Below are 14208 nucleotides of genomic sequence, written 5' to 3'. Positions count from 1 at the left end.
CGCAGGCGGCGTCGAAGGCGGCCGCGCCGAACGCGGCGTCGGGGGTGGCGCGCACGTCGCCGCCTCTGCCGAGATCGAAGATGACGGCGGCGGGGACGATCGGCACCACTCCCCCGGTGACCGGGAAGCCGGTGCCTCGCTCGGCCAGGCGGTCCATGACGCCGCAGGCGGCGCTCAGCCCGAAGGCGCTGCCGCCGCTGAGGACGATCGCGTGAACGCGTTCGACCAGGTTGCGGGGGTCGAGCAGTTCGGTCTCCCGGGTGCCGGGGGCGGCGCCGCGCACGTCCACGCCGGCGACCGCGCCGCCGTCCGGGGCGAGGACGACCGTGGTGCCGGTACGGTAGCCGCCGTCCGTGCGGCCGTGGTGGCCGACCAGCAGGCCGGGCACGTCGGTCAGCGAGTTGAGCGGCCCGGCCTTCACGACAGGTCCCGGTGCAGGAAGCGGCGGGCGGCCTCGGCGAACACCCGGGTACAGCGGACGATCTCCTCGACCTCGACGTACTCGTCGGCCTGGTGGGCGATCCACTTGCCGCCGGGGCCGTACACGACCGAGGGGATGCCGCCCCAGTGGGTGAGGACGGTGCCGTCCGTGGAGCCCGGGACGCCGCCGTAGACCGGCTCCTCGCCCGTGACGGTGCGGTGGGCGGCGGCGAGCGCGGCCACCACCGGGTCGTCGGCCGGGACCTCGACCGGGGGGCGGTCCACGAGCACGGTGATCTCGACGCCGATGCCCTCACAGACGGCCAGCCGCCCGAGCCGCCCGGCGACCTCGGCGTGCGAGACGCCGGGGACGGTGCGCACGTCCACGAAGACGGAGGCGGTGGCCGGGATGACGTTGACCTGCTCCTCGCTGCCCGCCCTGACCACCGTGGGGGTCGCGTAGACCTCGCCGAGGTGCTCGTGCGCGGGGTGCAGCCGCTGGAGCTCGTCCTGGTAGGCGGCGAGTGCGGTCAGGAACGTTCCCACGGCGGCGACGGGGTTGCGGCCGTGCTGCGGCATCGCCCCGTGCGCCATCTTGCCGGTGAAGTCGGCCCGCACCCGGAGCGCGCCCTTGGCGACGGCGCAGATCTCGCCCGCCTCCGGCTCGGCGACGATGGCGCCGTCGACGTCCGCGCCGAGGCCCGACTCGACGAAGTGGTGGGCGCCGAGCATCAACCCTTCCTCGTCGGCGAGCGCGCACACCTTGATCCGTCCGGGGAACGGCCCGGCGAGCTGGAGCGCGCGGGTGGCGTACAGGGTGGCGGCCAGGCCGGACTTCATGTCGGCGCTGCCCCTGCCCCACAGCCGCCCGTCGCGGATCTCGCCGCCGAAGGGGTCCACCGTCCACTCCGACAGGTCGCCCTCGGTGACGACGTCGGTGTGGCCCTCGAACATGAGCGTCGGGCCGGGCAGCCCGCCCTCGACGACGGCGACCACGTTCGGGCGGCCCGGCGCGGCCGCCGAGACCACGGGATCCCAGCCCCACTCGCGCATCAGGTCGGCGACCAGGCGCGCGGCGGGCTCCTCCGAGCGCCCGCGCGCGGGATCGTTGGTGCTGGGGATCCGCACCAGCGCCTGGGTGAAGGCCACCACGCCTTCGGCGTCGATCTCGATCACAGCAGTCCTTCCAGGGTGGGTACGGCCTGCAACAACTCTCGCGTGTACGGGTGCCGGGGGTCGGCCCACACCGCGTCGACCTGCCCGTGCTCGATGATCTGCCCCTCGCGCATGACCGCCACGCTCTCGCACACGTGCCTGACCACCGACAGGTCGTGCGAGACGAACACCAGCGTGAGCCCGCGCGCGTCGACCAGGTCGGCCAGCAGGTTCAGGATCTGGCCCCGCACGGAGACGTCCAGGGCGCTGACGGGCTCGTCGGCGACGAGCACCTTCGGCTCGGGGGCGAGCGCGCGGGCGATGGCGATGCGCTGGCGCTGGCCGCCGGAGAACTGGTGGGGGTAACGGCCGGCGGCGGAGGCGGGCAGCCCGACCTCCTCCAGCAGCCGCTCGACGCGGCCCTCGACGGGGCGGCGCAGGCCGACGAGCGGTTCCGCGACGATGTCGCGGACCTTCATGCGCGGGTCGAGCGAGCTCATCGGGTCCTGGAAGACCAGTTGCAGGTCCTCGCGCAGGAAGCGCAGGTCGCGGCGGCCGGTGATCTCCTGCCCGGCGAACCGGACGGAACCGGCGGTGGGCCGGTCGAGGCCGCACAGCAGGCGCAGCAGCGTGGACTTCCCCGAGCCGGACTCGCCGACGAGGCCGAAGCGCTCGCCGGGCGCCACGCTGAGCGACACGCCGCGCAGGGCGTGCACGGCCTCGCCGGGCCTGGTCAGCGACCTTCTCGGCCGCCGGAAGACGCGGGTGAGGTCGCGCGCCTCAATGAGCGGGGTGCCGGCAGGCATACCCATGGGGCCCTCCCGTCAGCTCCGGTTCCGCCTCGCACGCGGGGGTGGCGTGCGGGCAGCGGTTCCTGAACACGCATCCGTCGGGGAACTCGCCCGCCGAGGGGACGCTGCCCGCGATCGTGGGCAGCCGGGTGCCGCGCGGGGTGAGCCGGGAGGCGGCCAGCAGTCCTTCGGTGTAGCGGTGGCGGGGCCTGGTGAAGACCTCGCGCATGGGGCCGCTCTCGACGACGCGGCCGCCGTACATGACCAGGACGCGTTCACACATCTGCGCGACGACGGCGAGGTCGTGCGTGATGAACAGCAGCGCGGGCGCGACCTCGGCGATCAGTTCCAGCATCTGCTTCTGGACGGTCACATCGAGCGCGGTGGTGGGCTCGTCGCAGATGAGCAGTTCGGGGTCGTTGGCGAGGGCGATGGCGAGCATGACGCGCTGGCGCTGCCCGCCGGAGAGCTGGTGCGGGTAGGCGCGGGCGAGTTCGGCGGGCTGCGGCAGCCGTACCCGGTCCAGCAGCGCGAGCGCGCGCTCGCGGGCCTGCGCGCGCGGGCGCCCGTGCAGCGTCATCGCCTCGGCGACCTGGGCGCCGACCCGCATCAGCGGGTTGAGGGCGGTCATCGGCTCCTGGAAGACCATCGACGCGGTACGGCCGCGCAGCCCCTTCAGCCTGCGCTCCGGTACGCCGACGAGGTCGGTGCCGCCGAGCGTGGCGGTGCCGGTGGCGGTGACGCCGTCGGGCAGCAGGCCCATGAGGGCCAGCGCGGTGAGCGACTTGCCCGAGCCGGACTCCCCGATGAGCCCGACGCGTTCGCCGGGGGCGAGGGAGAAGGACACCTCGCGCACCAGGTCGAGGTCTCCGGTGCGCACGCTCAGGCGCTCGACGCTAAGCACGGGACCTCCGGAGCTTCGGGTCGAGGTAGTCGCGCAGGCCGTCGCCGAGCAGGTTGAAGCCGAGGACGGCGACGGCGACGGCGACACCGGGCCACAGCGCCAGGCGCGGCGTGGAGAACAGCAGTTCCTGCGATTCCTGCAGCATGCGCCCCCACGACGGGGTGGGCGGCCGGGTGCCGAAACCGAGGAACGACAGCGCGGCCTCGGCGAGGATGGCGATGGCGAAGGAGACCGACGCCTGCACGATCAGCACGGAGGCGATGTTGGGCAGCACGTGCCGTACGGCGATGGCGCGCCGGGTGCGCCCGGCCACCCGGGCGGCCAGGACGTAGTCGCTCACCATGACCTGCATGGTCGCGGCGCGGGCCACGCGGGCGAAGGCGGGCACGGTGGCGACGCCGATCGCGATCATGGCGGTGAGGGTGCCCGCGCCGTACACGGCGCCGAGCATGACGGCCAGCAGCAGCGCGGGAAAGGCGAAGACGAGGTCGTTGACCCGCATGACCAGTTCGGACAGCCAGCCGTGCCCGGTCATCCCGGCGATCATGCCGAGGGGGGCGCCGAGCAGGGCGGCGATGCCGACGGCCACGACGCCGACGTACAGGGTGGTGCGGGCGCCGACCATGAGCTGGCTGAGGGTGTCGCGGCCGAACTTGTCGGTGCCCAGCGGGTGGCCCTCGCCGGACGGCCGGAGCCTGCTGGCGGCGTCCACGAACAGGGGGTCGTGCGGCGTCCAGAAGAACGACAGCACGGCGGCGAGCACGACCAGGCCGACGAGCAGGGCGCCCGCGACCAGCCCGGCGTTGATCCGGCCTCTCATCGCGCACCCCGCAGGCGGGGGTCGAGTACGGCGTAGGCCAGGTCGACCAGGAAGTTGATCACCAGGACGGCGGCGACGAGCACCATCACCACACCCTGCACGAGCAGCAGGTCGCGGGTGGCGACCCCGCTGAGGAGCAGGTCGCCGAGGCCGGGGATGACGAAGACCCGCTCGACCACCACGGCGCCGACGAGCAGCGTGGCCAGTTGCAGCCCGAGGACGGTGACGACGGGGACGGCGGCGTTGCGCAGCCCGTGCCGCCACAGCGCGCCCATGCGCCCCCGGCCCTTGGCGCGGGCGGTACGCAGGTAGTCCTCGCGCATCACGTCGAGCACGGACGAGCGCACGTACCTGGTGAGGACCGCGCCCTGCACGAGCCCGAGCGACAGCCACGGCAGCAGCAGGCCGAGCAGCCACTGCGCGGGGTCCTCCGCCATGGGCACGTACCCGCCGGAGGGCAGGACCTGCGCCTGTACGGCGAAGACGAAGACCAGCAGGATGCCCGCGAGGAAGGCCGGGACGGCGATGCCGACCTGGCTGAAGGCGCTGATGGCGGCGCCGAGCGGGTTGCGGTGGTGAACGGCGGCGAAGGTGCCTGCGGGCAGCGCCACGAGCAGGGCGATCACCATGCCGCCCAGCACGAGGACGGCGGTGACGCCGAGGCGTTCGGCGATCTGCGGCCCGATGGGGGCGCCGGAGACGTAGGAGGTGCCGAAGTCGCCGCCGATCAGTCCCCCGGCCCAGTCCGCGAACTGGGCGAGCGGCGGCCGGTCGGTGCCGAAGCGGGCGCTCAGCTCGGCGACGGCCTCGGGAGTGGCGTTGACCCCGAGCGCGATCTCGGCCGGGTCGCCGGGCAGCAGCGCCATGAAGGCGAAGACCGCGACGGCGGCGACCACGGTGCTCGCGAGGAGCACCGCGAGCCGCTTGAGCAGGTAGAGCATGGGCTACCTGGCGAGGGCGGTGAAGTCGAAGGATTCGGAGATGGCGTTCTCCGGCAGGCCGGTGATGCCCTTCTTCGCCACGATGAGGTTGGGGAACAGGAACAGCCAGTCGGCGGCGGCGTCCTCCGACAGGAGCTTGGCGGCCTGCTTGCGCTTGTCGGTCTGCTCCTGCTCGGTGCCCGCGTCGGCTTCGGCGAGGAGCTTGCCGTAGGCGGGATTGTCATACCTGAAGTAATACGACTTATCGCCAAAAATGCTCATATCGCGGGGTTCGACGTGGTTGATGATCGACAGGTCATAGTCACCCTGCTTGAACACCACGTCCAGCCAGCGGGCCGGGAACTCCAGCGGCTCGATCTCGGCGTTGATCCCCACCTGCGCGAGCTGCGACTTCACCACCTGCGCGCTCGCGACCGCGTACGGCAGGTTGGGGATGCGCATCTTGACGTCGAAGGTCCGGCCGCCCAGCAACTGCTTGGCCTTGGCAACGTCGTAGGGGTAGTCGCCCGCGCGGTCCTCATACCACGGGTCGGTCGGCGGCACCATCGAGCCGATGAGCTGGCCGCGCCCGGCCCAGGCGGTGTCGAGCAGAGCGCGATGGTCGATCGCGTGGCGCACCGCCTGCCTGACCTTCTTGTCGTCGAACGGCGGGCGGCCGTTGTTCATCGACAGCACCACCTCGCCGTTGGTCGTGCCCTCCACCGTCTGGAAGCGGGAGGCGTCGAACTGCTGGAGCGACTCCGGCGCCTGGACGGCGGAGATGACGTCGATGCCGCCGGTCAGCAGCGCGTTGTTCATCGCCGTCGCGTCCTTGAAGTACTTCAGTGTCACGCTCGCGACCTGCGGCTTGGTGCCCCAGTAGGCCGCGTTGGCACCGAGTTGGATGGAGTCGCCGCGCTTCCAGCCCGACAGCACGTACGGGCCGGTGCCCACGGGCTTGGCGGCCAGGTCGGCGACGCCGGTACGGCTGAACATGGCGCCGAGCCGGGTCGTCAGCGCATAGAGGAAACCGTTGCTCGGCTTCTTCAGCGTGACCACGGCCGTGGCGTCGCCCTTCTTCTCCACGCGGTCGACCACGTCGAGCTGCGACTTGATCTTCAGTTTCCAGTCGGTCGCGACCCGGCCGAGGGAGAAGACGACGTCGTCGGCCGTGAACGGGGCGCCGTTGGTGAACGTCACGCCCTTGCGGAGGGTGAAGGTGTAGGTCCTGCGGTCGGGCGAGATCTCCCACTTCTCGGCGAGCAGGGGGGCGACCGTACCCTTCTGGTCGAGTTTGACCAGGCCCTCGTAGACGTTCACCAGCAGCGCCTGAGGGATCGCCGCGCCCTCGGTCGCGGTGAAGTCGAGGTTGGCGGGCTCGGCGACGAACCCGACCGAGAGCGGCTTTCCCGCAGGGTTCTGACCGCTCTGCCCGGAGGAGCCGCCGCCGCAGGCCGCGGCGAGCAGGAGTCCGCCTCCGGCGATCAGTGTCGCGATTCGCCTCATCTTCCTCAGCCTCCTGGCTAGTGCACTGGTCGGACCAGTAGGCTGCACACTGCCAGCCTTCAACTGCCCGGGTCAAGGGGGCTTTCGTGTCCGGACCTCGGTTCGAACCGGTGCGCACCGTACGCGCCTATGAGCGTGTGGTGGAGCAGATCGAGGAGGCCGTCGGATCCGGCGCGCTCACGCCGGGACAGCGCCTGCCGAGCGAGCGCGAGCTGATGGTCCAGTTCTCCGTCAGCCGCTCCACGGTGCGCGAGGCGCTGCGCGTGCTGCAGGCACGCGGCCTGGTGCGCTCACGGCCCGGCGATCCGGGCGGCGCCGAGGTGCTGCCGTTCACGCCCGCCGCGCTGCACAAGTCGCTGGCCACGCTCGCCCGGGTGGACCAGCTCTCGCTGGGCGAGTTGGTCGGCTTCCGCATGACGCTCGACGCCGCCGCCAATCTGATGGCCGCGCGGCTGCGCACCGAAGAGCAACTGGCGGAGATGGAGTCGGCGATCGGCGCGATGCGGGCCGCCGCGCAGCGCGGCTACGACGCCTTCAGCGCCGCCGACGTGGCCTTCCACGACGCCGTCGCACGGGCCAGCGGCAACAAGCTGATCCAGATCTGCCAGGACGTGGTGCGCTCGATCGTGCTCGGGCTGGTCTCCGACCGCATCGCCGGAGAGGCCGACCGGGCGGCGCTGATGGCGCGCAGCATCCGCCACCACGAGGAGGTTCTGGCCGCCGTACGCGCGGGCGACGGCCCGCTCGCGGCCCGGCTGTCGCGCCAGACCATGTACGACTACTACGTCGCCTACGTGCCCGCCGCCGAACGCGCCGCGCTGCGCTCCCTCCTCGACTGACGGCGACGGAGACGAGCGCTTCCCACCGGGGTCCGGCCCATGAACCGACAGCGGTGAGGTGAGTGAGCGCTTCCCGCCAGGCCGGCCCATCGACCGGCCGCCGGTCTGCGGGGAATATGCGCGTGCCCGGAAGGCACAAGACGGACAGCCCGGGACCAGGCGGGATAATGTACCGAAGGTCCGTCGATGTTAAGTTGAGCCGTGACCACCGAGGACGGTCTCACGGAGGCGTTCCTCCGCGAACCCCGTCGCTACACCAGCCACCAGGTCGCCTACATGGCCGGGGTGCCGGTCTACCGTGCCCGCAGGTTCTGGCGGGCGCTTGGGTTCGCGAACGTGTCCGACGACGCGATGGAGTTCACCGACTCCGACGTCGAGGCGCTGAAGACGATGCTCGGCATGGTCAGCCGGGGCCTGTACGACGAGGAGCACGTGCTGCTCATGGCCCGCTCGCTGGGCCGGGCCACGGCCCGGCTGGCCGAGTCGCAGGCCGAACTCGGCGCCGAGGCGCTCGACCAGGCAGGGGTTCCGCTCACCGAGCGCCCCCGCGCATGGACCCGGCGCGCCCGGCGCGTGGTGCCCGACCTCGAAAGACTGCTCGTCTACGCCTGGCGGCGCCAGCTCGCCGCCTCCGCCGGACGCCTCGTCGACCAGGAGAAGAGCGCGGTCCGGCTGGCCGTCGGCTTCGCCGACCTGGTCGGGTTCACCCGGCTGAGCAGGCAGATCACCGAGATCGAGCTGTCGTCGCTGGTCGACTCCTTCGAAGGCCGCTCGGCCGACGTGGTGACCTCCGGCGGCGGCCGGGTCGTCAAGACGCTCGGCGACTCCGTGCTGTTCGTCTCGGGCAAGTCCCACGACGCCGCCGAGATCGCGTTGCGGCTGGTGGAGGCGCACTCGAAGGTCCGCAACATGCCCGAACTGCGGGTGGGGCTCGCGGTGGGGCCGGTGATCGGGCGCATGGGCGACGTGTTCGGCACCACCGTCAACCTGGCCAGCAGGCTGACCTCGCTGGCGCTGCCGGGCACGATCCTGATGGATCCGGACATGGCCGAGGAACTGACCGGCGACCGGGCCTTCGCCCTGCGCGCCGTGGACCGGCTGACCGTGCGGGGCCTCGGCGAACTCGTCCCCTTCACCCTCTCCCGCAGCCTCTGACCGGAAGCGCCTCGGCCTCCTCCGGCTCCTTGGGCGTCGCCCGCCCATGCCCGCCGCCCATGCCGGTTCTCGCCCGTCCAGCGGGACTGCGGCCGCACGTGAGCCCCCGTCACGCACAACGGCACCGCCCGCCCTCGTGGCCTGCCCGTCACCCACAGCGGCTCGCCCCTCGTGGCAGACGGCCGACCGGACCGCTCCGCTGCATGCCGCCGCCGATCGGTGCAACGGCCCAGGTGAGCCGATCGTGGACTGCCACGAGAATCGCGGTGTCGGCGGGCAACCGGGCTCGGCGGCCGATGCGTCAGTGGGGGTGATGACAACCACTACAAGGACCTTACGTGGCTTATAGAGCGACATTTCATGACTACGTGGCGGCCCGGTCCGACCGGTTCCTCCGGCTCGCCTACCTGCTCACCCACGACTGGGCACTGGCCGAGGACCTGCTTCAGGAGTCGCTGGCCAAGGCGTGGTCGGCCTGGCCGCGCGTGGACGAGCCGGACGCGTACCTGCGCCGGGTCCTCGTGACCACCTACACCTCCTGGTGGCGGCGCCGCTGGCGCCGCGAGGTGCCGAGCGCCGACCTGCCGGAGCGGATCAGCGAGGACGGCACCGGCGACCTCGACCGGCGCGCCTGGCTGTGGCGGTCGGTCGCGAAGCTGCCGCCGAGGCAGCGGGCCGTGGTCGTGCTGCGCTTCTACGAGGACCTGCCGGTGGCGGAGACCGCCCGGATCCTCGGCTGCGACCAGGGGACGGTGAAGAGCCAGACCGCCAAGGCGCTGGCCAAGTTGCGACTGGACGAGACGATCGCGGAGGAGACGCGCTCATGAGCACACAGGAACTGCGCGAGTTGCTGAAGGAGCGCGCCGGGGCCGTGGCGCCGCACAACCCGAAGCGGGTCCGGCAGGTACGCGCCCGCGTACGGCGCCGCAGGACCGTGCGCGCCCTGGCGGCGGGAGTCGCGGTGGCGGGACTGGCCACGGCGGGCTGGCTGGCCTTCCCCGGCACCCCCGAGGCCGCGAAGCCCGTCGACCGGGTCGCGGTCACACCCGGCTCACCGGCGCCCGAGACCTTCACCTCCCGGGACGGCACCGCCTACCGCAGGGTGGCGCTGCAGTCCGTGGACTACCCGGGAGAGAAGGCGGTGACCCTGACCATCCCGCTCAACGGGAAGCCGCTCGACCTGGCCGCGTTCTGCGAGAGTCCCGGGACGGGAGGCCCCATGGTCCGCATCGAGGCGAAGCGCTTCTACTCGTCGGCTCCGGGGAACTGCGCGCCGACGATGCGCCTGACAGGTCTCGACCTGCCCGAGCGCGCGAAAGAGGTGAAGATCGTCATCGATCCCCGGGTCGGCGGCTGGGCCTGCGTGGGCAAGCGGAAGCCGTCGGACTGCACGCCCGAGGCGAGGCAGCCCGCGCCCGAGCCGCGCGAGGTGTCCCTGGCGTTCTACGAGTGGACCCCGCCCGAGCGACCCGTCGACCCGGGTACGGTCCCCGAACCGCCCGCCGAGTTCGACGGATACCGGAAGGTCGGCGTGAAGTCGGGGGTGTGGCCCGGCAAGCGGAGTGTGACCTTCGAGGTCGAGGGCCACGGCGGCACCGTCGCCGTCGACGCGATCTGCTCCGGCGAACTGGCCGGACGGCTGCGGATCGCACGGGCCTTCAACGGCAGAGGCGGCAGCGAGGGCGGTTGCGCGATCGCCGGAAAGGACCGGTTCGGCGGGGTCATGACCGAGTTCCCCGCGCCGCGTGGCAAGCGCGTCCGCGTCACGCTCACCCTGCGGGCCGAAGGGGAGACCACGAACCGGCCCGTCGGCTGGCGGATCGGGCTCTACCGGAAGTAGCCGACGCCGCGCGGTGTTGCAGCGGACATGACTCGCCTCTCCGTTCTCGACCGTTCGCTCGTCCGCGCCGGGCAGGATCCGGCGGGGGCGCTGCGTGAGACCCTCGTCTTCGCCCGGCAGGCCGAGGAACTCGGCTACCACCGGTTCTGGGTGTCCGAGCACCACAGCGTGCCGGGGGTGGCGGGGTCGGCGCCGACCGTGCTGGCCGCCGCCGTGGCGGCGGCGACCTCGCGCATCCGGGTCGGTACCGGCGGTGTGATGCTGCCCAACCACCGGCCGCTCGTGGTGGCCGAGCAGTTCGGCGTGCTGGAGGCGCTGTATCCGGGCCGCGTCGACATGGGGCTCGGCCGCTCGGTCGGGTTCACGGGCGGCATCCGCAAGGCGTTGGGGCACGGACTGCGCGACGCCGACGACTTCGACGCGAGCCTCACCGAACTGCTGGGCTTCTTCACCGGCAAGCAGGAGAGCCATCCGGGGGTGCACGCGCTGCCCGCGGAGGGGCTGCGGCCGGCGCCGTTCGTGCTGGCGATGGGGGCGGGGGCCGATCTCGCCTCGGCGCACGGGCTGCCGATGGTGATCGGCAGCGGGCCGAAGGCGGCGGAGGCGGCCGGGCGTTACCGAGCGGGGTTCCGGCCCTCGGTGTGGGCGGCGGCGCCATACGTGATGGTGGCGGCCGACGTCGCCGTGGCGCCCACCCGCCAGCAGGCGGCGCGGTTGCAGTGGCCTGAGTCCTGGGCGACGGCGGTGTCGCGGACGCGCGGTGCGTTCCCGCCGCTGGAGCCCGTGGAGGCGATCGCCGCGCTGGGGATGAGCGAGCGTGAGCGGGCGCTGTTCGAGGAGGCCCTGCGGGGCCGGATCCACGGTACGGCGGACGAGGTCGGCGTGGCGCTGGCGGACCTGGTGGCGCGGACCGGGGCCGACGAGGTGCTGGTCACGATGAACACCTACGACCTGGACGCGCGGCTGGAGTCCTACCGGAGGCTGGCGGTGCTGTGATCGGGATGGGCGCGAGCGCGCCCATCCCCGTTGCGCGGGCCTCCGGTTCAGGAGGCCGGCCTGCGTCGGCCCGGACGCTCATCGGAGTCCGGCGCCCAGTGCGAACTGCGCCACGACCGCGACGGCGAGCGCGCCGAACGCGGTGACGGCGAAGGCGAGAAGCAACAGCCGCAGCAGTACGGTGACGACCCTGCCGAGCTGGCGGACGGCGACGACCATCGCCCAGAAGGCGAAGACGGCCAGCAGCGACAGGACTCCTCGGGCGGCGGCGACGCCCTCGGTGGTCGGAAGGCTCTGGACTAACAACACGATCATGGTGGCTCCCTTCCGGGGGTGTGACGCGGGGTGGCCTGCGGGAGGTGGTGAGGGGCCTGCTCGCGCCGTCGAGAGCGGGGCGGTGCACGGACAGTACGCATTACTGAACCTTTACTGAAGTTTCACTTCACTTCTGAAGTAGGCGTTCCCCGAAATCGGCCACAAAAACCTTCGGACCTGTCAGAGTCGACATCGTAGGATGTTGGCCTCGCGGCGGACGTGATCCGTTTTGTCGTGAAGAAACCGGTATGGCAACGTGCTCGCGACTGAGCATCAGTAGATGTTTACTTGGATACTGAAGCTCAGATGAAGGGTGTCACGATGGAACCGATGGACGACGCCGTCCGTCTGGCGCAACGGCTCAGGTCACTCCGCACCCAGCGTTGGCCCCACGTCAAGGTCACTCAGCCGATGCTCGGCGTGGCGCTGGGCGGGCTCAGCAACGCGCTCATCTCCTCGTGGGAGTCGGACACCCACCCGAAGGTCCCGCCCATCTCCCGCCTTGAGGCGTACGCCACGCTGTTCTGCACCGAACGCTCCGCCGAGGGCGGCAAGCTGCGGCTGCTCCAGGAGGACGAACTGGAGCGCGAGGAGCACGCCGAACGCGAGCGGCTGAGAGGCGAGCTGCTGCGACTGAGGGCACTGGCCCTCGGGCTCGGGCAGGAGGAGGAACTGCCCGCCCAGGGTTTCTGGCACTTCCCCGACGGCAAGCCGATCCGCATCATCTGCGCGCAGCTCCCACCGGACATGCTCGCGCGCATGCCGTACGTCGATCCGGACGAACCCGACTACGTCGAGCTCTACACCTACGCCGACGTGGACGCGCTCCTGGAACTGCACGGCCACATCCGCGCGGTCAATCCCGCGAGCGAGGTGCGCGTGCGCAAGGCCGGGCCGGGACGGCTGACCGCCGACGACTACACGGCCCACGTCGTCCTCATCGGCGGCGTCGACTGGAACCCCGTCACGCGCAGCGTGATGGAGCACCTGGAACTGCCGATCCAGCAGCGCAACGAATGGGGCGGCGAGAAGGGCCCGTGCTTCGAGGTGGGCGAACGCCGCTTCTACCCCGAACTGCACGACGGCGAACTCGTCGCCGACGTCGCCCTGTTCTACCGAGGGGTCAGCCCGCTCAACCGCAAGCGCACGCTGACCATCTGCAACGGCATGTACGGCCGGGGCACCTACGGAGCCGTCCGCGCGCTCACCCACGCGCGCTTTCGCGACAGGAACACCGAATACCTGCGCGCGCGCTTCGCCGGAAATGAGTCCTTCGCCCTGCTGACCAAGGTGCCCGTCTTCCAGCGCACGGTGATCACACCCGACTGGACCGACCAGGAACAACGACTACACGAATGGCCATAACCGGCTCACCAGACCACCACGGCTCACACCGGCACCTGCTGAAGGCGCTCGACGCGCCCGCGACCAGGGCGAGGGTGGACGCGATCATCGTGCCCACCGTCCGCCCGACCGCGTACCTCGGCCACACGGTGGAGCTGTCACGCAAACTCGACTGCCCGCTCGTCGTACTCGGCAGCGGGCCCCATTACACCGGATTCGACGGGATCAGGGCGGTGCACGACCCGGCGGCACGACTGCACGCCTTCGTCGTCGCCGACCCGGCCCGGCTGCGCCTGCCCGCGCTGGCCACGAGCCGTGTCCTGCCCGCCGAGCTGCGGCGCGGCACCGACACGGCGGCCAAACGCAACCTGGGCCTGGCGATCACCCGCATGCTCGGCTGGGAGCGGGTGATCTTCATGGACGACGACATCGAGGTGCCCTCGCCCGACGACCTGCGCCGGGCCGCCACCCTGCTGGACCAGCACGCGGCGGTGGCGCTGTCGGTGGACGACACCGGCTTCCCCGACAACTCCGTGGTCTGCCACGCCTACCGGGAGGTGGGCGGCGACCAGGAGTCGTTCGTGGGCGGCGGCGCGCTGGCGGTGGAGACCACCCGCCACGTCTCGTTCTTCCCCGACGTCTACAACGAGGACTGGTTCTACCTGCTGGACGACGACGGGCTGCGCTCGCTCGCGGTCGCGGGCACGATCAGGCAGCGGCCGTACGACCCATTCGCCGACCCCGGCCGCGCCCGCACGGAGGAACTCGGCGACGTCCTGGCGGAGGGCCTGTTCTGGCTGCTGGACGAGGGCAGGGGGCTGGCCGACGCCGACCACGCGCACTGGGCGGAGTTCCTCGCCCGGCGCGAGCGGTTCGTCGCGGGCATCGCGGACCTGGTGCCCACCCGGGCCCCGGCCGGGCGCAGGGCGGCGATGCTCGCCTCGCTGACGGCCGCACTGGACCGGCTGCGGCTGATCACGCCGGAGCTGTGCCTGGCCTACCTCGCCGCCTGGCGTGAGGACCGGCGCGTGTGGCGCGACTACCTCGACGGGCTGGAGGCCGTGGCGTCGGCACCGGACCTGCGGCTCACCCGGGAGGGGGCCGCCCCGCTGGATTCGCTCCACCTCGGCTGATCCCTGTGAACATCCACCGAAGAAGAACCCCGAGCTTCGTTGGAAAACGACAGTTGTGACACGCCGAACC

Annotated in this window: 15 protein-coding genes; 7 read left to right on the top strand and 8 right to left on the bottom strand. The window is 71.8% G+C overall.

Annotated features, from left to right (window positions below; all coding sequences use genetic code 11):
* From ABD120_RS29285 to ABD120_RS29255, 7 genes are all read right to left on the bottom strand, one after another.
* A partial coding sequence (locus tag ABD120_RS29285; protein WP_343953378.1) for a P1 family peptidase occupies nucleotides 1–421 on the bottom strand: 421 nt, incomplete at its 3' end.
* On the bottom strand, nucleotides 418–1596 hold the full coding sequence (locus ABD120_RS29280; protein ID WP_343953377.1) for a M20 family metallopeptidase: 1179 nt from the start codon (nucleotides 1594–1596) through the stop codon (nucleotides 418–420). The genes ABD120_RS29285 and ABD120_RS29280, both read right to left, overlap by 4 nt.
* Nucleotides 1593–2387 (bottom strand): ATP-binding cassette domain-containing protein, encoded by a 795-nt coding sequence (locus tag ABD120_RS29275; protein WP_343953376.1) that lies wholly within the window; start codon nucleotides 2385–2387, stop codon nucleotides 1593–1595. The genes ABD120_RS29280 and ABD120_RS29275 overlap by 4 nt, the downstream gene beginning before the upstream one ends.
* The gene (locus ABD120_RS29270; RefSeq protein ID WP_343953375.1) at nucleotides 2356–3270 is read right to left on the bottom strand and encodes an ABC transporter ATP-binding protein; all 915 of its coding nucleotides are present in this window, start codon (nucleotides 3268–3270) and stop codon (nucleotides 2356–2358) included. Before ABD120_RS29270 ends, ABD120_RS29275 begins: the two co-directional genes overlap by 32 nt.
* Nucleotides 3263–4090 carry an ABC transporter permease gene (locus ABD120_RS29265; protein WP_343953374.1) on the bottom strand — a complete coding sequence of 276 codons (828 nt, stop codon included), beginning with the start codon at nucleotides 4088–4090 and terminating at the stop codon, nucleotides 3263–3265. Before ABD120_RS29265 ends, ABD120_RS29270 begins: the two co-directional genes overlap by 8 nt.
* The gene (locus ABD120_RS29260; RefSeq protein WP_343953373.1) at nucleotides 4087–5031 is read right to left on the bottom strand and encodes an ABC transporter permease; all 945 of its coding nucleotides are present in this window, start codon (nucleotides 5029–5031) and stop codon (nucleotides 4087–4089) included. Before ABD120_RS29260 ends, ABD120_RS29265 begins: the two co-directional genes overlap by 4 nt.
* A gap of 3 nt (nucleotides 5032–5034) precedes the next feature.
* The gene (locus ABD120_RS29255; protein ID WP_343953372.1) at nucleotides 5035–6516 is read right to left on the bottom strand and encodes an ABC transporter substrate-binding protein; all 1482 of its coding nucleotides are present in this window, start codon (nucleotides 6514–6516) and stop codon (nucleotides 5035–5037) included.
* Nucleotides 6517–6602: 86 nt separating this feature from the next.
* On the opposite strand from ABD120_RS29255, the gene ABD120_RS29250 reads away from it, so the two are divergent.
* The 5 genes from ABD120_RS29250 (at nucleotide 6603) to ABD120_RS29230 (ending at nucleotide 11346) form a co-directional block, all read left to right on the top strand.
* Nucleotides 6603–7355, top strand: a complete 753-nt coding sequence (locus ABD120_RS29250) for a FadR/GntR family transcriptional regulator (RefSeq protein WP_343953371.1) — start codon at nucleotides 6603–6605, stop codon at nucleotides 7353–7355.
* A 201-nt stretch (nucleotides 7356–7556) separates the two neighbouring features.
* On the top strand, nucleotides 7557–8510 hold the full coding sequence (locus tag ABD120_RS29245; protein ID WP_343953370.1) for an adenylate/guanylate cyclase domain-containing protein: 954 nt from the start codon (nucleotides 7557–7559) through the stop codon (nucleotides 8508–8510).
* Between the two features lie 338 nt (nucleotides 8511–8848).
* Nucleotides 8849–9337 (top strand): SigE family RNA polymerase sigma factor, encoded by a 489-nt coding sequence (locus ABD120_RS29240; protein ID WP_343953369.1) that lies wholly within the window; start codon nucleotides 8849–8851, stop codon nucleotides 9335–9337.
* On the top strand, nucleotides 9334–10350 hold the full coding sequence (locus ABD120_RS29235; protein WP_343953368.1) for a hypothetical protein: 1017 nt from the start codon (nucleotides 9334–9336) through the stop codon (nucleotides 10348–10350). Before ABD120_RS29240 ends, ABD120_RS29235 begins: the two co-directional genes overlap by 4 nt.
* A 27-nt stretch (nucleotides 10351–10377) precedes the next feature.
* Nucleotides 10378–11346 (top strand): MsnO8 family LLM class oxidoreductase, encoded by a 969-nt coding sequence (locus ABD120_RS29230; protein WP_343953367.1) that lies wholly within the window; start codon nucleotides 10378–10380, stop codon nucleotides 11344–11346.
* Nucleotides 11347–11424: 78 nt separating this feature from the next.
* Here the strand turns inward: ABD120_RS29230 and ABD120_RS29225 are convergent, their stop codons facing one another.
* The gene (locus ABD120_RS29225) at nucleotides 11425–11661 is read right to left on the bottom strand and encodes a hypothetical protein (RefSeq protein WP_343953366.1); all 237 of its coding nucleotides are present in this window, start codon (nucleotides 11659–11661) and stop codon (nucleotides 11425–11427) included.
* A 321-nt stretch (nucleotides 11662–11982) separates the two neighbouring features.
* Here ABD120_RS29225 and ABD120_RS29220 point away from each other — a divergent pair, with 321 nt between their 5' ends.
* Together ABD120_RS29220 and ABD120_RS29215 are read left to right on the top strand one after the other, a co-directional pair.
* Complete coding sequence (locus ABD120_RS29220; protein ID WP_343953365.1) at nucleotides 11983–13026, top strand: hypothetical protein; 1044 nt, start codon at nucleotides 11983–11985, stop codon at nucleotides 13024–13026.
* Entirely contained in the window at nucleotides 13017–14138 is a 1122-nt protein-coding gene (locus tag ABD120_RS29215) for a hypothetical protein (protein WP_343953364.1), read from the top strand. Before ABD120_RS29220 ends, ABD120_RS29215 begins: the two co-directional genes overlap by 10 nt.
* The last annotated feature ends 70 nt before the right edge of the window (nucleotides 14139–14208 follow it).

Source organism: Nonomuraea longicatena, from assembly GCF_039525605.1.
Classification (GTDB): domain Bacteria; phylum Actinomycetota; class Actinomycetes; order Streptosporangiales; family Streptosporangiaceae; genus Nonomuraea; species Nonomuraea longicatena.
The sequence above is the reverse complement of the archived record's forward strand: the minus strand, read 5'-3'. Positions and strand labels throughout refer to the sequence as shown.

What these genes read in the sequence shown, in the direction of transcription:
- ABD120_RS29275 (WP_343953376.1), bottom strand. Translation starts at nt 2,387, where the DNA reads ATGGGTATGCCTGCCGGCACCCCGCTCATTGAGGCGCGCGACCTCACC.
- ABD120_RS29265 (WP_343953374.1), bottom strand. Translation starts at nt 4,090, where the DNA reads ATGAGAGGCCGGATCAACGCCGGGCTGGTCGCGGGCGCCCTGCTCGTC.
- ABD120_RS29260 (WP_343953373.1), bottom strand. Translation starts at nt 5,031, where the DNA reads ATGCTCTACCTGCTCAAGCGGCTCGCGGTGCTCCTCGCGAGCACCGTG.
- ABD120_RS29255 (WP_343953372.1), bottom strand. Translation starts at nt 6,516, where the DNA reads ATGAGGCGAATCGCGACACTGATCGCCGGAGGCGGACTCCTGCTCGCC.
- ABD120_RS29235 (WP_343953368.1), top strand. Translation starts at nt 9,334, where the DNA reads ATGAGCACACAGGAACTGCGCGAGTTGCTGAAGGAGCGCGCCGGGGCC.
- ABD120_RS29230 (WP_343953367.1), top strand. Translation starts at nt 10,378, where the DNA reads ATGACTCGCCTCTCCGTTCTCGACCGTTCGCTCGTCCGCGCCGGGCAG.
- ABD120_RS29225 (WP_343953366.1), bottom strand. Translation starts at nt 11,661, where the DNA reads ATGATCGTGTTGTTAGTCCAGAGCCTTCCGACCACCGAGGGCGTCGCC.
- ABD120_RS29220 (WP_343953365.1), top strand. Translation starts at nt 11,983, where the DNA reads ATGGAACCGATGGACGACGCCGTCCGTCTGGCGCAACGGCTCAGGTCA.
- ABD120_RS29215 (WP_343953364.1), top strand. Translation starts at nt 13,017, where the DNA reads ATGGCCATAACCGGCTCACCAGACCACCACGGCTCACACCGGCACCTG.